The organism is Acinetobacter sp. 809848, from assembly GCF_000581275.1.
Classification (GTDB): Bacteria; Pseudomonadota; Gammaproteobacteria; order Pseudomonadales; family Moraxellaceae; genus Acinetobacter; species Acinetobacter pittii.
On the sequence record NZ_JEXG01000054.1, the window covers coordinates 1 to 17,706 of the forward strand.

A 17,706-nucleotide genomic window follows, 5' to 3' on the forward strand; every position below is an offset into this window, starting at 1 on the left:
CGGAATACCCGCATTTAAGAACAACTCAACAAATGGACTTTTATCTGCACGAATGTGATCCCAAGGTGTTACTGACATCACCACAAAGAGTGCCAACACATAGAATAGAATAATACGTACAGGAATCGCGTTAATCGCCTTCGGTAGATTTTTCTCTGGATCTTTCGTTTCAGCGGCTGTTGTACCAATCAATTCAACGCCAATAAAGGCAAAAACGGCAATCTGGAAACCTGCCAAAAATCCGCTTACGCCTTTTGGAAATATGCCGCCATGCGACCACACATTACTTACACTCACAACCTCACCATGCGGAGCTTGAAAATGAGTGAGGAGCATGTAACCACCGACTCCAATCAGGCCAATAATGGCCAAAATCTTAATGAGTGCGAACCAGAATTCAACTTCACCAAATAGCTTAACGGTAAGAAGGTTAAGCCCTAAAATGAATAGTACACAGCTTGAACTAATCATGGCTTGTTGCATGGGTGAGAAACTGGCGCCTTCGGGCAGCCAGAAACTTAAATAGTTAATGACCGCAGACAAATCAGCAATACCGACCAGTACCCAGCCTAACCAATAGGTCCAGCCGATATAGTAGCCAGCCCACGGTCCAATCAAATCATAAGCCATATCGACAAATGATTTGTAATGTAAGTTGGCAAGCAGTAGTTCACCCAATGCACGCATCAGAAAAAAGAACATACCACCAATTATCATGTAGATAACGAGGATTGAAGGACCTGCGAGGGAGATGGTTTTGCCCGAGCCCATAAATAGGCCGGTTCCAATTGCACCGCCAATTGCAATCATTTGTAGATGGCGATTATTTAATTTCCGTTGTAAATGATCAGGGGAGCTTGCCTCATCAGAATGATGAACCATTGTCATATTAGAAGTCCTTTTTATATTTTGCTTAACTTAAATCAGCAACCTATAGGGAGAAAAACGAACCGTATATCGTGGGTTGCTGAGTCTATACCTCAGGACAAGATGTTCAAGTATATTTTTTCCTTAATTGATAAATCGTTTGTCCTGATTTTTTTAAGTCACATTATTTATGTACTGCCTTCACGGCAATTTTAATTAATCAATCTGGGTTTCCAGATTAGCCGAAGTGTAGCATGTGATCCTGCTATATGTACTTTTCCAATACCCTCCAAACTGCTCTATTGATCCAAAAATAAACAATATTATTCCGATAAAAAATCTAATAAAAATAAAAAAAGCCAATCATGATTGATTGGCTTTTTAATAAAACTTAATGATCGTTGACGAGTTCACGTCCTAGTTTTTTCATACGTGGTTTATAGAGCACATGATAGGTAACACCTAAAATGACCAGCCATACTGGACTGACGTATAAAGCTTTCAATGTATCTGGCTCTAATGCCAAAATAACTAAAGTGAAAAGCATGAATGCCAAAACAACATAACTCATCCAAACGCCACCTGGCATTTTGAATGTTGATTTTTCATGTAATTCAGGACGTAATTTACGGTAGCGTAAATAGCACACCATGATGAGACTCCAGACACTAATGAATAGAATCACACAAAGTGAACTTGCCAAAGTAAATGCTTCCATCGTGTTTGGAACAAAGTACTGAAGCACCGCTCCGCCCATGATAAAGGTACAAGAGAAAATCAAACCATTTGAAGGAACTGCGCGTTTTGATAAACGACCAAATGCACCCGGTGCCTGACCGTCTTTTGATAAACCAAACAACATACGGCTAGTTGAAAACACGCCGCTGTTCATTGAAGACATCACCGAAGAAAGTACAACTAAGTTCATGATGATGGCTGAAACCGGAATACCCGCATTTAAGAACAACTCAACAAACGGACTTTTGTCTGCACGAATGTGATCCCACGGTGTTACCGACATCACAATAAACAGTGCCAATACATAGAACAAAATAATACGTACCGGAATCGCATTAATCGCTTTCGGTAAGTTCTTCTGCGGGTCTTTGGTTTCAGCAGCTGTTGTACCTACGAGTTCCACCCCGACAAAAGCAAATACAGCAATCTGGAATCCTGCCAAGAAGCCTTCTGTACCTTTCGGGAATAAACCGCCATGCGACCAAACATTACTAATGCTTGCAACAGCGCCTTGTGGAGCTTGGAAATGGCTGAAAATCATATAGCCACCCACTCCGATCAGGCCAATAATCGCCAGAATCTTAATAAGGGCAAACCAGAATTCGATTTCACCAAATAGGCGTACTGTCAGTAGGTTAAGGCCCATCACAAACAACACACAACCTGCACTAATCATGGCTTGCTGTATTGGTGAGAAGCTTGCACCATCGGGTAGCCAGAAACCTAAATAGTTAATGACCGCTGAAAGGTCCGCAATACCCACCAGCACCCAACCTAACCAATAAGTCCAGCCCAAATAATAACCAGCCCAAGGACCAATCAGGTCATGAGCCATATCAACAAAAGATTTGTAATGCAGATTTGCAAGGAGCAACTCACCCATTGCACGCATTAAGAAAAAGAACATTCCTCCAATAATCATATAGATCAAAAGGATTGAAGGACCTGCGAGGGAGATAGTTTTGCCCGAACCCATAAATAGGCCGGTTCCAATTGCACCGCCAATAGCAATCAGTTGTAAATGACGGTTAGACAGTTTTCGTTGCAGATGATCAGGAGAATTTTCCGTATCTGAATGACGAGCCGTTGTCATATTAAAATTCCTTTTTGAATTCCTTTGTTAAGATCAGCAACCTATGGCGAAAATCGAACCGTATGTCATAGGTCACTGAATCTGTTCACCAAAAATGACTGGTTAAACCGTATCTATCTTCCTTCTGTTAGATACATCATCATTTTTGGAGTAAAAACGAATTACTTTTGTGCTGCCGTCACGGCAATTTCAATTAACCAATCTGGATTGACCAAATCGGCCTGAATTGTGGCACGCGATGGAGCAACACACCCTTTTAACCAGTCAACCCAAATTGCATTTACGGTTGAAAAGTCAGAAAGATTTTTCAAATAGAGCTGTGCAGAGAGCAAGCGAGATTTGTCGGTATTGGCTAATGCCAAAAGTTCATCAATCGTTGCAAGAATTTCACGAGTTTGGCCTGCCACGTCTTGCTCGGTATTTTTAGGTACCTGACCTGACAGATAAACTACTTTGTTAAAAACAGTCACGGCGCTCATGACTTCGTTAGTGTTAATCTTTTGTATATCTGAATTAGACATTCGGATTTCCTTATACCTGATTAATAAATTGAACACGGGCGGTGACAGCACACATCAGTTCATAGCCCACCGTACCGGATGAAACTGCGACATCATCAATAGGTAAAACGACGCCTGTACTTGATTGGCCCCAAAGCACGACTTCACTGCCGACTTTGGCACTTTCAATACCTGTTAAATCGACTGCCAACATATCCATGCTGACGCGGCCAATTGTACGAGTGAGGACAGAGTCCACTAAAACAGGCGTACCTGTTGGTGAAATACGTTGATAACCATCGGCATAGCCACAAGCGACAATCCCAATCGTCATGGGTTGCTCTGCGACAAAGTTTGAGCCATAACCTACGCTTTCATTCGGTTCTAAATGCTGAACTGAAATAATTTCGCTGCGTAAGCTCATGGTCGGTTGTAAGCCCCAGTCCGCAATACTATGCGTCGGATAGTCTGGCGAGCTGCCATAGAGCATAATGCCGCTACGTGCATAATCTGATTTGAGCTGGTCTTGATAGCGCAGAATTGCTGCGCTATTACTTACTGACCTTTCACCCGGTAAATCTTTAATAATTTCTTCAAATGCAGTGATTTGATAATCAATGCCTTGCTGGCCAAAACGCTCGCCATCTGCATCAGAAAAATGCATCATGTGCGTAATCTTGGACACATTTGCCAAGTTATTTAACCGTTCCCAAGCCTGAACATAGTGTTTTGGTTTAAAACCAAGACGGTTCATTCCACTATTCATTTTCAAGAAAACATCAAATTGAGCTGGATAAGGATGCTTTTCTACCCACTCAATTTGCGCTTCACTATGAATGGTGAAACTGAGTTGATATTGCACACAATCAAATAAATCTTGAGGAGAGAAAATTCCTTCGAGCAATAAAATTGGACCTGTCCAACCTAAAGCACGAATGCGTTTTGCTTCATCAAGATCAAGTAAGGCAAAGCCATCTGCTGCTTTAAACGCTTCATAAACACGTTCAATTCCGTGTCCATAAGCATTGGCTTTGACAACGGCAAAGACCTTACTGTTTGGCATAGCCTTGCGTACCACCGCCAAGTTGTTTTGTAAGGCTTGACGGTGGATGACTGCGGTAATAGGACGAGGCATGATTACTTTCCTAACGTCCGTTATGCAGCATGTGCGTGTGAATAACGCTGAATTGAAAGGCCATCGGTACTGATATCAGTCTTGTGATTCAATACGATGTCACTGATTAATTTTCCTGAACCACACGCCATCGTCCAGCCTAGAGTACCGTGACCTGTATTCAAGAACAGATTTTTAAAGCGAGTTGCGCCAATAATCGGTGTACTGTCTGGTGTCATTGGACGTAAACCAGTCCAAAAAGACGCCTGTGCCATATCGCCGCCCGGGAACAAGTCCTGAGTCACCATTTGCAATGTTGCACGGCGGTCTTCATTCAGGCCTAAGTTAAAGCCACTTAACTCAGCCATACCACCTACGCGAATACGTTGGTCAAAACGAGTAATCGCAATTTTGTAGGTTTCATCAAGCACTGTAGATTGTGGAGCAAAAGCAGGGTCAACAATTGGAATCGTCAACGAATAACCTTTCACAGGATATACAGGTAACTGTAGATCAAGTGGTTTCAGGAAATCACGTGAATAGCTACCAAACGCTAAAACATAACGGTCTGCGGTTAAGATCTTACCATTGACCTGAACGCCCTTAATTTCATCGCCTTCAACAATCAATTTTTCTACGTTCTGGTTGAACTGGAAGTTAACACCCAACTCTTTAGCAATTTGAGCTAAAGCATTGGTAAATAAATAACAGTCACCTGTTTCGTCATTTGGTAAATGTAAACCACCAACCAGTTTATCTTGTGCATTTGCCAACGCTGGTTCTACACGACCAAGTTCGTTGCCATTTAATAATTCGTAGCTTACGCCGCACTCTTGTAGCACGCTAATGTCGCGTTGAACCGCTTCCATTTGTGCTTCTTTACGGAATAACTGCAACGTACCTTTAGCACGGTTTTCGTAATTAATGCCTGTATCTTTTCTAAGTTCACGTAAGCAGTCACGGCTGTATTCAGCCACGCGCATCATACGTTCTTTGTTTACAGCATAACTTTGCGGATTACAGTTTTTTAGCATTTGAGCCATCCACTGTAACTGCCACATGCTGCCATCTAAATTAATCGCAAGCGGTGCATGGTGTTGGAACATCCATTTCACAGCTTTAAAAGGGATTCCTGGTGCTGCCCAAGGAGTCGAATACCCAGGCGAAATTTGACCTGCATTACCAAAACTTGTTTCTTCGGCAGGACCTGACTGGCGATCGAGAACAGTAACCTCAGCTCCTTGTTGAGCTAGATAATAGGCACTTGCCACTCCAATAACGCCGCTACCTAAAACAATTACGCGCATTTCCATTCCCTCACGCACACCAGTTTATTTAACTAGTATATTTCTGCTTCAATAGTTTATTTCACTGTTTTTCAGGCTATAATCTAGGTAAATTTATGTTTTTCTCGCGAGAATTTAAAAAAAAGAGGAAATATCTATGCGCCCCTTAGATCGTATAGATCGCATGATTCTGGACATTTTGCAGCGTGAAGGACGAATTGCGATTAGTGAATTGGCATCGAGAGTTAACCTGTCGACTACCCCCTGTTCGGAGCGTGTAAAACGCCTTGAACGCGATGGCATTATCATGGGTTATTACGCACGGCTAAACCCAGCCTTTGTGGACCGTAACCTGCTGGTCTTTTTAGAAATTAAGTTATCTGCCAAATCTGGCGATGTGTTTGATCAGGTAGCCAGAGACTTAGTCGAAATTCCTGAAGTGCTTGAATGTCACCTTATTTCAGGCGAATTTGACTACCTCGTAAAAGCGCGTTTAAAAGAAATGAGTGCATATCGCCGCTTATTAGGGGATCTGCTAAAGAAACTCCCTGCTTCGGCATCGTCACACAGTTATGTGGTTATGGAAGAAGTCAAAGAAACTCTATATCTCGATGTAAGCAAGTAAAGCGAAGCTCCATTGAACTCGCTTTACTCAAGTTTAGAACATTAGAAATATTTTAAAATCGAAATATGTTTATTTTGATGTTTGAACTTCGAGAACCACTTAACTGCTGGATAGAGCGCAAAAGACAACACAATCGTGATTAACCACAGCATCCACACATGATTGACCGACAAATACTTTCCGTAGTTAGCTCCCCACACACTGAGTGCAAACACATACATGAGTTTCAACACATATAAATGCAGTAAGTAAAAGAACATAGGCACCGAGCCAAACACCACCAAGGGTTTTAGGAATGAATATTGCTGCATACGCTCAAAAGCCACCAGCACAATCAAGCCAATTCCAACATTCAGCAAAATAAATAATAAAGACGGTGGATACTTAGTGAGGTTAAAAAAGCTCATGAGACTCAGTTGGAATGACTCAAAATGTTGCCACGGCTGGTCGCCATAGACATTGATAAAACGCAGTAAAACAAACAATCCAATACTTACTAAACCAAGGCTAAGTAAAGCGCGGCCTCTTTGCTTTGCTGTATATTTTGAACTAAAGAACTGACCTAGCGCATAGCCCAATAAAATCACGCCAATCCAAGGTAAAACCGGATAGCTTGTGCGAAGCTTAATGCCTGCAAACTCAAGCCAGCCACGGTCATGTAAAACAAACCATATATTTTGTAGGACGCCTTGTGAGAAGTGCACAGAATCTAATAAGTTGTGCCCAAAAATAATCACTAAACCTACGCCCGCAAGAACAGGCAAAGGCAAGCTTACACAGCAAGCCAAAACCACCATGCTAATACCAATCGCCCAAATTACCTGTAAATAAATGACTTCAGGTGGAAAAGTTGCTGTCCAAGCAAAGTTCACCAGCGTGAGCTCAAGCCCAATCAAAAATAAGCCTCGTTTTAATAAAAAAGCTCGAGTTTGCTGTAAGTCTTGTTTTTTTGATTGAAATAAAAATGCAGAAATACCGGTTAAAAGTACAAAAACCGGAGCACAAATATGTGCCAATAACCGACTACCAAATAAGGCGGGTTCAGTCGCGGTCACATCCATTGGATCTATGACCTGCTTATGCAGATAGAAAGTTTCTCTTACATGGTCGAGCAACATAATAATGATGACCAGACCGCGTAAAGCATCAATCGACTGTAAACGTTCAATATTTTTTTCTATAGACATAGCGGTAATCAACAAAATAATGTAACGTTATACTATTACATTTAATTCCTTTTGTCTTTTTATGGCTGATTATTTATGCGACACAAATTAGGATTGTTGTCTTCGTTAGGTCTATCATTTATATCGACCCTCACTTGGGGAGAGGAAACATCAACGGTACTTGAGACCATACGCATTCAGGCCGAAAGCACCCGAGAAGATGTGAGCCAAAATAGCTCGGCAACTAAATTTACTCACGATGTTTTAGATGTCCCTTTTAACCGTGCTTATCTTTCTAAACAAATAATGGAACAACAAGACGTTCAACGAATTGATGACGCATTAAGCTTGGTGAGTGGGGTTTTTCATCAAAATAGTTTCGGTGGTGGTTTTTGGGATAATTACTCTTTCCGCGGTTTTAGTACCGATCCCAATTTAGGTGCCTCAATGATCCGCAACGGCTTGAGTGTCAACCGAGGGATTAGTGCTCCAAAAGATGTCGTAAATATTGAATCTTTAGAGTTTTTAAAAGGTCCAATGGCGGCGCTATATGGCCGCGGCGAAACAGGAGGTTTACTTAACCTCAATAGTAAAAAACCACAATGGGAAAGTGAAAGTGAAGTTAACTTACGCGCTAATACCCAAGAACAATACCGAATTAGTCTGGAACATACCGCGCCTATAAATGATGAACTGGCCTATCGTGTAGCAGTGGCTCATGAAGATAATCAAAGCTTCCGTGATCATGTCAGCAGTGAACGCTGGTTCTTTTCACCACAGCTCACATGGAAAATTTCAGACCAGACGCAACTCGACTTTGACAGCGAATTTACTGAGCATAAAGGAACCTTTGACCGTGGGGTCAGCACAGTCAATCACCAATTTGTGATGGATCCGAAAACATTTACAGGTGAACCTGACGACAGCGATTTAAAAATAAAAGATTACTTTTACCAATTACGTCTGAGTCACGAGTTTAATCCTGACTGGAAACTAAACAGTGCGGTCAGCTATAAAGACGCCAAAATGGTCGGTTTTGCAACCGAACCTCGGCGTATGCAAGCCGATGGACGTACTTTAGAACGTCAACGTCGCTATCGTGACTATACAAGTGAAGATGTCCTAGCTCAGACAGAGTTACTTGGCAAGCTTGATACGTCTTGGGCTCGTCATGAAATTTTACTTTCAACCGAGCTTGGTCAACTTGACTATAAGCAAAACCAGCTTCGTCGTAATCACAGTGCTGGTATGCCAAACACAATTGATATTTACCAACCTGAATACGGCAAATATTTACCGAACCTCACTCCGTTTACCAACACCAAAGAACAGCAGCGTTACTTTGCACTGAATGTACAAGACCAGATCTTTTTCAATGATCAGTGGAGCGTGCTATTCGGCAATCGTTTTGATCAGGTCGAACAAGACTTTAAAAATCATTTGACTCAGACTGAAAGCAACCAAACGCTTCACCAGAATAGTCCACGTTTCGGAGTAAATTTTAAAGCCTCTGACCAATGGGCGTTTTATAGCAATTATGGCCGCTCATTTGCCATGAATAGTGGTATGAATCGAAATGGTCAGACTTTTGCCCCTGAAAAAGGCGAAAGTTATGAGGTCGGCACCAAATATAAAATAAATGATCAAAGTGTGCTGAGTCTCGCTTTGTTTAAAATGAAAAAGCAGAATGTACTGACAACCGATCCAATCGACAGTAATTTTCAAACCGCAGCAGGTGAAGTGAGTAGTAAAGGGATTGAGCTTGACTTAAATAGTCAAATCAATGACCGCTGGTTCGTCAATGCCAACTATAGTTATACCGATGCTCAAATTGAAAAAGACCAAGACTTGGCAAAAGGTGCACGTCTGAGCAATGTTCCAAAACACCAAGGTGCTGTAAGTACTAATTATGAGTTTCTACAAGACGGTCCGAGAAAAGCAGGTGTAGGAGCTAACCTCACCTATGTCGGTGAACGCAGCGGGCATAACCTAGACAATGGCTTTAATTTACCAAGTTATACGCTGGTCAATTTAAATGGTTACTATGCTCCATCAGACCGCTTACGTTATCAGCTGAATGTGAACAACCTGTTTGACAAAACTTACTATGTGTCAAGCTATAGCGATTTATGGGTTCAACCAGGTGAACCACTAAATGCTTCAATCTCAGCACAATGGAAGTTTTAATTGATACATAAATAAAAAGCCCGAATTATTTCGGGCTTTTTTATTAGAACATACCATTTTCATTGACGAGCGGGTCGGGCTGTACTTGCCCAATATCCCAAAACTCAGCAATTTTGCCCTTTTCAAAACGACAAATATGAACCACAGCCAAGGTGGTTAAGCCGTTCATTTGCATTTCAAGTTTTGAATGCACAGCAACCAAATCACCTTCTTCAATGACATGTTGAACATCAAAGACTTTGTTGGGAGTTTCAATTGCACTTTCACGCATCCCTTCCTTCAAAGAAGTCGCATCACCTGCAAAATAAGGGTTGTGATGCTTGAAGTTCGGCGCAGTATAATTGCTGTAAGCTTCATCAACTTCACCAGCTGCGGCAAGCTCTAAAAACCGTACTGCAATTTGTTTTTGAGATAAGTTCATGATTATCTCCTACTCTTTATTTTAGACCTTACTGCAACAGGTCATCTTCTTCGTCTTCCTCAAAGACATAGGCCATACAGCCCCATCCATCATATTCGCCCTGAAATTTCTCAGCGATGCTGGCAAACCATTGTTCCAAGTCAACAATGTCTGAATACTCAGGTTCCATGTTAACGAAGATGGTAATCACCCACTCATTTGGCTCAACAGAGTCATCTTGAAAAAGTGAAACTTTTTGTTCTTGGTAAAGCAAATAGAGTGCACATTGCTCTGCATTTTTCTGATCTTGAAAAGCAATTGAAAATTCAATTTCATGCAGCTCGGTTAAATCATCCCCATCTTCAGCCATTTGCCAAAGTACGTTGCCGTTATCGTCATCTGGAAATTGTTCGTAGTCACGAGTCATAAAATGATCCTTGTTGTTGTCGCAGTATTAATATTATTCGACATCAAGAATACCCGACTTTTATTGCAGTTTGGGTATATATTCAGTTCCCAATTGCATCAAATTAATTCTTTTAATTATATAAATTTTAAAAAGGCACTTGGGATTGAATGACCACATCTGTTCCTTTCAATGGATGTTGGAAAGCCAAATATGCGGCATGTAAGGCCATGCGGTTTAAGTGAAAACATTTAGGTTCAGGATGATATAACTTGTCCCCCATAATCGGATGTCCTATATGCATCATGTGGACACGTAACTGATGCGAGCGTCCTGTTACTGGTTCAAGTAATACGCGACTTTGATTGTTCTTTTCATCATAGATGAGTGGTTGAAACAAGGTTTTAGCATGTTTGCCTAATTCAAAATGTACAATTTGTCTTGGGCGATTTTCCCAGTCAGTAATGAGAGGAACTTCAACGCTGCCCTCTTGTGCGACTTGGCCTTGCACCAAAGCAATATAATGTTTTTTGACTGTTCTGGCCTGAAACATTTTACTTACCGCAACTTCTGCATCACGGTGTTTGGCAAACATAAGTAAGCCTGATGTTGCCATATCTAAACGATGTGTGACCTTAGCTAAAGGGAACTTTTCCAGCACCCGTAAATAAGCGCTGTCATGATGTTCAGGTAACCGTCCCATTACCGACAACAAACCCGCAGGTTTATCAACCACAACCAAATCATCGTCTTCAAATAAAATTGAAAGCGGATCTTGTGGCGGAGCGTAAACAAAGTTGTCATTTAAAGGCATGGTCGTAGAAACAGCAATGGAGCATGGCGGCAAATCATAAAGAAATTTCAGACCTACCGCAAAATAATCTATAACGCTTTACTCATGTTCCACGTGAAACTCAGAAAATCTTTATCGTTTTTTATTCATTTCAGCCAAAAGATCGAGCTGAATTTCTTGAATATGCGCAAGTCTTTCCCACTGATGCGATAAAAGATGGTCCATTTTTTCATGCAAATGGCGAATCTCAAGCTCGGCTTTTAAATTAATTTGATAATCATGTTGAGAACGTAAGCGGTCTTTTGCTTCTTGGCGATTTTGGCTCATCATAATAATAGGTGCTTGAATTGCAGCTAAACATGACAATACTAAATTCAGCAAAATAAAGGGATAAGGGTCGACGGGACGGACTACCATTACGACCGTATTTAGAATAATCCAGCCTGTCAAAAATAGAGCAAAGCAAATGAGAAAAGCCCAGCTACCACCAAATGTTGCGATTTTATCTGCCAGTTTTTCCCCAAACGTCCATTTTTGATCAAAGTCGGATTCGGTATTTCGGCTAATTAGCTCATGGCGTTGCATACTGCCAATCACTTCATTTTCTAAATTAGAGAGTTCGCCCTTTTCGGAACGTAAAATTGATTGAACGTACTTAATTCGATAATCTGCCAGATCGGCTCGACAAATAAAGCTTGAGTAATTCCAATCTGGATAGTCTTTTAAAATTTCATCACTAATCACATTACGAATGACTTCACCAGACACTAGATCTTTTAAAGGAAAATTTTTCCCACAAACGGCGCACTGCCGACACTGATTTTTATTCTCCATATTATTCAGCTCTTTATTATGATATTAAGATTATTATATAAACAATTTTGGCTGATCACATCGTAAATAAAAATAGTAATCTAACCTAAAATCTGTAAAGTCGCTGGTACGATTTTTCGATGGGCAGGAATTACAGGTAGCATATACAATCGCCCAAGCCAATTTTTAATATGCACTATTGTAGTTACGGTAAGCACTTGAGTATCTTCATTTTTATAAATAGATAAAGTCACATTTAAGTGCTTGTCATCGTCTCCAATCACTAATTCATTTTCGGTACGCTGCAACAAGGTAAAAATTCCAATTCGGTCGCCTGCCACATATTCACTTTCTTTTTTATTTGAATCAATTTGCTGAAAACTTCCTAAATCTTTAAGCCCAATCTTTGAAGTAATTTTATTACGCATATTCATGCTCCACTCTACCCACTGCGGAGTGTGCTGGAATAGCTTAATAAGTTGCTGAAATACATTTAGGTCGGGCTGACCAAGCACAATGCTCCACGAGTCGTGGAAGTAGGCATTGTTCAATTGAGATGAGATTTGACTATCGGCAGGGAAAGCAGAAAGATAAGGCTTATTCATAAATTATATTCTTGTAAAGTATCGTTTTTATTATAGAGAATTTTTTAGGGTGTCAAGGGAAAACATCTATGGTTTACTTCAACAATCATAACTTTGTAAGTTATAACCTTGTGCCTATAAACTTTTGATCTATAGCGTCCTAAGCCGAATCGAGACCTTTTGGGTGAGTACACACTAACGTTATACGTTTTGGTGCATGCTACTCTTTTCGATCCCTATCACACCCTTGAGATATAGTTTAGCCAGCACCCTGCGGGATTGTTTTTCTAAGAAAAGCGAATTTTTATTATTTTTGGGAATTTTTACAACATTAAGCCAATTTAAAAGAATTTATTCCCATTTACACATAATTAGTTAAATTTAAATTCCACTTTATTTGTGTTTTTCGGTTTATTTTACCAAGCAAAAAATTTGTAAGCCAAATTGGAAGTTCGTTCAACAGCCTATGGTTAGCCGAATAACTCATGTAAAGCTGACTCCCTAATCCCCACTTTTAAGCATTTTTATTCTTTGAGTACTATTCTTAGAGATAACTTTTGCGCTTGAATACATTATAAAAACATATTATAAATTATTTCTAACCAAATGATTGGTTTTTTGGAACTTTATAATGAACAACAATATTATAATTTTTGGTTATGGAACGGGTATTTCCCAAGCCGTAGCACATAAATTTGGTAAAGAAGGCTATAAAATCGGTTTAGTGGCACGAAACACCCAAAAACTTGAAAAGGCCATTTTAGAACTTAAAGCACAAGGTATTGAAGCTTACGCTTTTACATGTGATTTAGCGGTTCTTGAAGATATACCAAATCTTATTAATCGTATTAAAGACCGATTAGGAGAGATTAAAAATATTCATTGGAATGCTTTCCATGATATTGAAGGCAATATCTTAAAAACCCCTCCACTAGAGCTTACTAAAAGCTTTCATATTCGTGTTTCGAGCTATATTGCGACGGTGCAAGCTTGCTTAGGCGATTTAGAGAAGAACCACGGTAGTATTTTATCGACAAATGGAATTTTCGCTTTCGATGCAGTGGGTATCGATTTAGTTGCTAAAGAGTACTCATCCTTAGCAACTACCGCTGCCGCTCAATATAAAACCACCAACTTACTTGCTCATAGTCTAGCGGACTCAAATGTTTACGTGAGCCAAGTAATTGTGAATGGTTTCGTTGATGGGACTTCTGGAGCACAAGATAAGACCTACACGGTACATCCAGAAACCATTGCGGAGCAGTTCTGGTACTTACACCAGCATAAACAAGAAACTGTCTCTCTTTGTGGTGAAGCCATTCAAGCTGCTTAAAATTATTTCTTATGACAGAAGAAGCGTAATAAATTACGCTTCTCTGAACTTTTTTAATTTTATGTTTCTATGCCCCAGAAATATTTAATTATTTTTCATACTCTGAAGGATCAATTGTGTATTCTTTGAATAAAATTGAACGCACAGAGTCTTTTATACGTTCATCATGTTTAATAATTAAATAAATATCTTTTTTAGTCAGAGGAATTTCTTTTAGTAAATCAGGCAAGTCCTTCGACCTTATACCACTGACTTCACTAGGTTGTTTTAAGATATCTGGGTCTTGTTCTTCGAATTTAAAATCTACACCTTGTAAATTGAAATAAACCATAACCCTTCTGTTCAAAGAGTCACTATCATCATATAAAACAGTACCTTCTGGTAAAATATAATATTCTGGCAAAGTGCTATTTTTCGAATATTTACCTTCAAACGAATATATCTTTAAAGGTTTTTCTAAAACATGAATTTCGGGTGTTTTTGTGCGGTTCCAGAAGTAATAATTTAATAAGGACTGTATGATGAAAATTGAAATTAGTACGGTAATTAATAAATTCTTTTTCATATCCTCTTCTTATTAAAAAGATCTTTTATTATTTAACTACAAATTCATAGGTTTTAGTTAGCTTATCATCGCCTCGCCCATAAAAATATGTATTAATTACAATTTTGTATTTTCCTTTATATTTAGGAATACCTTCTATTTTTATGTGATTGTATCCATCTATATCATCTACGGGAGTAATTTTAACTCCCTGATTTTCCGGAATATTAGAAGTTAATTCAAAATGTTGTTCAGAGACTTTTCCACCTGTAATTTTTAATTGTTGGGTATATGTTTGCCCTACGTAAGCAACTGGAAGACTTTCAGGTTCAACCGTATATTTATCCTGACATCCGCCCGTAAGTAAAAAGGGAATTACGCAAACTATCCAGAAAAATTTTATAGTCTTAATCAAATTATTGTTCTTCCCATACAATTGGAAATTTTTCTGATTTAGAGATATTACCAATCATTGCAGAGAAAACCGCTTGGCATTCTAAATTAATTTTTTTAACTGAACTTATATGTATAGGCTCACAGCTTCCATTATCATTATTTGAACAAAATTCTACAGATACATCAATTTGGTTATTCTCAAATCTATCGATATCCACATCTAATGTTTGCTGAGAATCAATCATACTTTCACAAATAAACTTTTTTGATGATGATTTTTTTATTTTATTTAAAACTTCCTTACCTTCAATTTTCATAGCAAAATTTAATTTTTCATTGCTTTTCATAATATGATCTATTGTGAAATTTGAGATTTTTTCACTACATCCAGTTAAAAAAATTAGTCCTAATAGATAAAGAAATTTTTTCATTCCAAACTCTATTGAAAATTGGATTTTCTTATAGCTTCTTTTGATACCAAAATACTATCTACCACAACTTTACTGCTTTGTAATAAGCCACCAAAGACTACTCTACAAGACATATTGCTAGTTAATAATTTTTCTAATTGGTTCTTAGCGATACATACATTCATTGATTCATCTTCGCAAACTTTGAAGTATCCAGACAAAGTATATTTTCCATTCTTTAACTTTTCTCCTTCAACTGAGATAGCACCTACAATAAGATAATTTTTAATATTATCGCACTTAAAATGTGAATATTTATAATTCCCGTTTTGATAAAAATTCTTTAAATCATCAGTTGTTTCTAAATTAAATTTAAAAATATCACCACTCATACCATCCATATGAGAATAAGTTAAATTCTTAAGGGCCATATCTTTAAAATTTTCTTTCTCATTTTTGGCTAAAGGATTACAACTTGACAATAAAATGGATAAAATAATTAAAAAATTTCTCATAAATTATTTATAAATCTTTGAAATATTTTATTTAGAATTAACCTTGTAAGTATATTCCTTTGTAAATTTTCCATCACCACTACCATATATTCCACCAGAGATTTTAATTTTAAAATCACCACTATATTTTGGAACCCCATAAATAACTAAATGATTATATGCATCAGAAACATCTTGATTTATTGGTTTAACAACAACTCCCATATCCTCTTTAAAATCTGTAGTTATTTGTACAGTATAAGGTATAACTACACCTCCACTTACATCTATTTTTTGATTATATAACTTACCCACTGTACCTGCAGGGATTTGATTGGGTTCAACTGGATAATCCTTCTTACCACACCCAGAAAGCACAATAGTAAGAAATAAAAATATAAAAGACTTATTCATTAAAAAATTTCCTTTTTAATAATCATGGCAAAAAAAACTTTTTTTTCAAAATTATACAATGATAATTTTGACTTAATCACTTGAGTGTTTACTCCCCATGAGAATGCTTTGAGTTTTACATCAGTTTTATAGGGGTCCGTTGAAGAAGTTATAGCTTTTCCATTAGGTTGTTTTAACTTATCTGTCCAAACAATCCAGTGGTCTGGTAGACTTTGCGTTCCTGAACTTGAACCACTATTTAATAAGCTTGCGGATATCAAAGTAACTATATAATAATCTGGACCAGCATACTTATTAATCTCACCAATTAAAGTAGGATTATAGCCAGTTATATAAAATGGAAAAGTCTTTAGAATTTTAAACCCTGAACTTTTAAACCAACTTTCCATTTCCCACCAAGCGGTGATACCTGCAACTTCTTGACTAGGATCTTTTAATTGGAATGCTTTATTCTCAGATTCTCTTAAGCTAGCTAAAGTTATCCAATCAATTGGTGGAATTTTAGGTAATTCACCATCATAAAAATTCTTTACACGCCGACATCCACTTAAAGATGGCTTAATCTCTAAATTACCAATTTTTGTAAGCCCCTTCTCCCAAAGTTGTTTTACTGCCAGTTTATATTTAGTAGGGCTTAAATTAATAAGGCAGAAAAAATATGCAGCAGGACCACATAAAGAAGCATAAGATTGATCAGGTAGTGGCTCATTTAAACGGGCCTGTAAACCTGCTTCAATCTGTATCTTTGAAAACGGATCCTTAGCCTCGCCAGGCTTACAGCCAGGATCTATACATTGAAAAATTCTTTCTCTACTCAAATTGAGCTGGAATGTGTTTTTCGAATTATTATCTTTGATAACTTTAGTCACATAATTAGCTTCATTATACTGTACCTTACTTATATTAGTATTCTGACTAAAATTTGCAGAAGTATAAGATTCGATCTTATCTGGCACAATATAATTACTTAATACTAAAGCTTCTTTTCCACTTATACTTAATCGATATAAGTCAAGAATAATTACACAATCTCTTATACTTTCGATACCTAATTTATTATCATCTATCTCAGCAGATCTTGTTTGATAAAGATTATTTCCTACTTTTTTGAATTCCTTACTTGTAAAAAGTATCGAAGTTTCTGCTTTATTTGTTACGGTATTGTAAACATACAGCCTATATTTCAATAAGCTAGTTTTTACATTTGTTTCCAAAACAACATAAGGGTAATACTTTGCCATTATTATTTTTACTCTATATCAATTTTTTCATCTTTAAATAAATGAAGTGATATCTCTTCTGGTTGGTAGGATTTAAATAGATCTGTATATCCCTTATCATCCGTACGGCCTTCTACAATATCTCCATTAGGTAAGAAAGCGATATATTTATGATTAGCAAAGTTATTGCCATCTTTATCTTGCAATAAATATCTCAAGTTATATTTATTAATTTCTCCTAATACAGGCAATGCAGGAACATTAGCATTCACACTCCCGCCTCCCATAAACAAATGCTGCCCAGCCTTCACCTCAAACTTACC

Annotated in this window: 20 protein-coding genes and 1 pseudogene; 3 read left to right on the forward strand and 18 right to left on the reverse strand. The window is 38.1% G+C overall.

Features of this window, described 5'->3' with window-relative positions; genetic code table 11:
- The 5 genes from J536_RS22625 to J536_RS22645 form a co-directional block, all read right to left on the reverse strand.
- Positions 1 to 888 (reverse strand): amino acid permease (locus J536_RS22625; RefSeq protein ID WP_171071512.1); only part of this gene is annotated, 888 nt, incomplete at its 3' end.
- Positions 889 to 1,258: 370 nt separating this feature from the next.
- Positions 1,259 to 2,698 carry an amino acid permease gene (locus J536_RS22630; protein ID WP_002118023.1) on the reverse strand — a complete coding sequence of 480 codons (1,440 nt, stop codon included), beginning with the start codon at positions 2,696 to 2,698 and terminating at the stop codon, positions 1,259 to 1,261.
- 161 nt (positions 2,699 to 2,859) lie between these two features.
- Positions 2,860 to 3,219 carry a RidA family protein gene (locus J536_RS22635; RefSeq protein WP_000071347.1) on the reverse strand — a complete coding sequence of 120 codons (360 nt, stop codon included), beginning with the start codon at positions 3,217 to 3,219 and terminating at the stop codon, positions 2,860 to 2,862.
- Between the two features lie 10 nt (positions 3,220 to 3,229).
- Entirely contained in the window at positions 3,230 to 4,333 is a 1,104-nt protein-coding gene (alr, locus tag J536_RS22640; protein ID WP_032064035.1) for an alanine racemase, read from the reverse strand.
- Between the two features lie 20 nt (positions 4,334 to 4,353).
- Positions 4,354 to 5,619 carry a D-amino acid dehydrogenase gene (locus J536_RS22645; RefSeq protein WP_032064036.1) on the reverse strand — a complete coding sequence of 422 codons (1,266 nt, stop codon included), beginning with the start codon at positions 5,617 to 5,619 and terminating at the stop codon, positions 4,354 to 4,356.
- A 136-nt stretch (positions 5,620 to 5,755) separates the two neighbouring features.
- Between J536_RS22645 and J536_RS22650 the strand changes: the two genes are divergently transcribed.
- Complete coding sequence (locus J536_RS22650; protein WP_005804788.1) at positions 5,756 to 6,223, forward strand: Lrp/AsnC ligand binding domain-containing protein; 468 nt, start codon at positions 5,756 to 5,758, stop codon at positions 6,221 to 6,223.
- Positions 6,224 to 6,264: 41 nt separating this feature from the next.
- Here the strand turns inward: J536_RS22650 and J536_RS22655 are convergent, their stop codons facing one another.
- A complete protein-coding gene (locus tag J536_RS22655) occupies positions 6,265 to 7,410 on the reverse strand; it encodes a DUF1624 domain-containing protein (RefSeq protein ID WP_032064037.1) in 1,146 nt (381 codons plus the stop codon).
- Between the two features lie 75 nt (positions 7,411 to 7,485).
- On the opposite strand from J536_RS22655, the gene J536_RS22660 reads away from it, so the two are divergent.
- On the forward strand, positions 7,486 to 9,576 hold the full coding sequence (locus tag J536_RS22660) for a TonB-dependent receptor (protein WP_032064038.1): 2,091 nt from the start codon (positions 7,486 to 7,488) through the stop codon (positions 9,574 to 9,576).
- Between the two features lie 43 nt (positions 9,577 to 9,619).
- Here the strand turns inward: J536_RS22660 and J536_RS22665 are convergent, their stop codons facing one another.
- The 5 genes from J536_RS22665 to J536_RS22685 form a co-directional block, all read right to left on the reverse strand.
- Complete coding sequence (locus J536_RS22665) at positions 9,620 to 9,997, reverse strand: nuclear transport factor 2 family protein (protein WP_032055700.1); 378 nt, start codon at positions 9,995 to 9,997, stop codon at positions 9,620 to 9,622.
- A gap of 28 nt (positions 9,998 to 10,025) precedes the next feature.
- Positions 10,026 to 10,403, reverse strand: a complete 378-nt coding sequence (locus tag J536_RS22670; protein ID WP_017399750.1) for a ribonuclease E inhibitor RraB — start codon at positions 10,401 to 10,403, stop codon at positions 10,026 to 10,028.
- Positions 10,404 to 10,530: 127 nt separating this feature from the next.
- Positions 10,531 to 11,196: an RluA family pseudouridine synthase gene (locus J536_RS22675; RefSeq protein ID WP_032064039.1), complete on the reverse strand. Its 666-nt coding sequence runs from the start codon at positions 11,194 to 11,196 to the stop codon at positions 10,531 to 10,533.
- Positions 11,197 to 11,307: 111 nt separating this feature from the next.
- Positions 11,308 to 12,009 (reverse strand): DUF1003 domain-containing protein, encoded by a 702-nt coding sequence (locus J536_RS22680; RefSeq protein ID WP_032064040.1) that lies wholly within the window; start codon positions 12,007 to 12,009, stop codon positions 11,308 to 11,310.
- An 80-nt stretch (positions 12,010 to 12,089) separates the two neighbouring features.
- A complete protein-coding gene (locus J536_RS22685) occupies positions 12,090 to 12,593 on the reverse strand; it encodes a DUF2867 domain-containing protein (protein WP_032064041.1) in 504 nt (167 codons plus the stop codon).
- Between the two features lie 610 nt (positions 12,594 to 13,203).
- Between J536_RS22685 and J536_RS22690 the strand changes: the two genes are divergently transcribed.
- Positions 13,204 to 13,905 carry an SDR family NAD(P)-dependent oxidoreductase gene (locus J536_RS22690; protein WP_032064042.1) on the forward strand — a complete coding sequence of 234 codons (702 nt, stop codon included), beginning with the start codon at positions 13,204 to 13,206 and terminating at the stop codon, positions 13,903 to 13,905.
- 88 nt (positions 13,906 to 13,993) lie between these two features.
- Here the strand turns inward: J536_RS22690 and J536_RS22695 are convergent, their stop codons facing one another.
- The 7 genes and pseudogenes from J536_RS22695 to J536_RS22720 all read right to left on the reverse strand — a co-directional run.
- The gene (locus tag J536_RS22695) at positions 13,994 to 14,470 is read right to left on the reverse strand and encodes a hypothetical protein (RefSeq protein ID WP_032064043.1); all 477 of its coding nucleotides are present in this window, start codon (positions 14,468 to 14,470) and stop codon (positions 13,994 to 13,996) included.
- A gap of 28 nt (positions 14,471 to 14,498) precedes the next feature.
- Positions 14,499 to 14,837, reverse strand: a complete 339-nt coding sequence (locus J536_RS22700) for a hypothetical protein (protein ID WP_032064044.1) — start codon at positions 14,835 to 14,837, stop codon at positions 14,499 to 14,501.
- Positions 14,838 to 14,865: 28 nt separating this feature from the next.
- The gene (locus J536_RS0104840; protein ID WP_032064045.1) at positions 14,866 to 15,276 is read right to left on the reverse strand and encodes a hypothetical protein; all 411 of its coding nucleotides are present in this window, start codon (positions 15,274 to 15,276) and stop codon (positions 14,866 to 14,868) included.
- Between the two features lie 8 nt (positions 15,277 to 15,284).
- Positions 15,285 to 15,770, reverse strand: coding sequence for a hypothetical protein (locus J536_RS22705; RefSeq protein ID WP_032064046.1), 486 nt, complete (start codon positions 15,768 to 15,770; stop codon positions 15,285 to 15,287).
- Positions 15,771 to 15,797: 27 nt separating this feature from the next.
- Entirely contained in the window at positions 15,798 to 16,163 is a 366-nt protein-coding gene (locus tag J536_RS22710; RefSeq protein WP_032064048.1) for a lipoprotein, read from the reverse strand.
- Positions 16,163 to 17,404, reverse strand: coding sequence for a hypothetical protein (locus J536_RS22715; protein WP_032064049.1), 1,242 nt, complete (start codon positions 17,402 to 17,404; stop codon positions 16,163 to 16,165). The genes J536_RS22710 and J536_RS22715 overlap by 1 nt, the downstream gene beginning before the upstream one ends.
- Before the next feature lie 8 nt (positions 17,405 to 17,412).
- Positions 17,413 to 17,706 (reverse strand): annotated as a pseudogene (locus J536_RS22720) (type VI secretion system tip protein VgrG); the annotation flags it as partial.

What these genes read in the sequence shown, in the direction of transcription:
- J536_RS22630 (WP_002118023.1), bottom strand. Translation starts at nt 2,698, where the DNA reads ATGACAACGGCTCGTCATTCAGATACGGAAAATTCTCCTGATCATCTG.
- J536_RS22635 (WP_000071347.1), bottom strand. Translation starts at nt 3,219, where the DNA reads ATGTCTAATTCAGATATACAAAAGATTAACACTAACGAAGTCATGAGC.
- alr (WP_032064035.1), bottom strand. Translation starts at nt 4,333, where the DNA reads ATGCCTCGTCCTATTACCGCAGTCATCCACCGTCAAGCCTTACAAAAC.
- J536_RS22645 (WP_032064036.1), bottom strand. Translation starts at nt 5,619, where the DNA reads ATGCGCGTAATTGTTTTAGGTAGCGGCGTTATTGGAGTGGCAAGTGCC.
- J536_RS22650 (WP_005804788.1), top strand. Translation starts at nt 5,756, where the DNA reads ATGCGCCCCTTAGATCGTATAGATCGCATGATTCTGGACATTTTGCAG.
- J536_RS22655 (WP_032064037.1), bottom strand. Translation starts at nt 7,410, where the DNA reads ATGTCTATAGAAAAAAATATTGAACGTTTACAGTCGATTGATGCTTTA.
- J536_RS22660 (WP_032064038.1), top strand. Translation starts at nt 7,486, where the DNA reads ATGCGACACAAATTAGGATTGTTGTCTTCGTTAGGTCTATCATTTATA.
- J536_RS22665 (WP_032055700.1), bottom strand. Translation starts at nt 9,997, where the DNA reads ATGAACTTATCTCAAAAACAAATTGCAGTACGGTTTTTAGAGCTTGCC.
- J536_RS22670 (WP_017399750.1), bottom strand. Translation starts at nt 10,403, where the DNA reads ATGACTCGTGACTACGAACAATTTCCAGATGACGATAACGGCAACGTA.
- J536_RS22675 (WP_032064039.1), bottom strand. Translation starts at nt 11,196, where the DNA reads ATGCCTTTAAATGACAACTTTGTTTACGCTCCGCCACAAGATCCGCTT.
- J536_RS22680 (WP_032064040.1), bottom strand. Translation starts at nt 12,009, where the DNA reads ATGGAGAATAAAAATCAGTGTCGGCAGTGCGCCGTTTGTGGGAAAAAT.
- J536_RS22685 (WP_032064041.1), bottom strand. Translation starts at nt 12,593, where the DNA reads ATGAATAAGCCTTATCTTTCTGCTTTCCCTGCCGATAGTCAAATCTCA.
- J536_RS22690 (WP_032064042.1), top strand. Translation starts at nt 13,204, where the DNA reads ATGAACAACAATATTATAATTTTTGGTTATGGAACGGGTATTTCCCAA.
- J536_RS22695 (WP_032064043.1), bottom strand. Translation starts at nt 14,470, where the DNA reads ATGAAAAAGAATTTATTAATTACCGTACTAATTTCAATTTTCATCATA.
- J536_RS0104840 (WP_032064045.1), bottom strand. Translation starts at nt 15,276, where the DNA reads ATGAAAAAATTTCTTTATCTATTAGGACTAATTTTTTTAACTGGATGT.
- J536_RS22705 (WP_032064046.1), bottom strand. Translation starts at nt 15,770, where the DNA reads ATGAGAAATTTTTTAATTATTTTATCCATTTTATTGTCAAGTTGTAAT.
- J536_RS22710 (WP_032064048.1), bottom strand. Translation starts at nt 16,163, where the DNA reads ATGAATAAGTCTTTTATATTTTTATTTCTTACTATTGTGCTTTCTGGG.
- J536_RS22715 (WP_032064049.1), bottom strand. Translation starts at nt 17,404, where the DNA reads ATGGCAAAGTATTACCCTTATGTTGTTTTGGAAACAAATGTAAAAACT.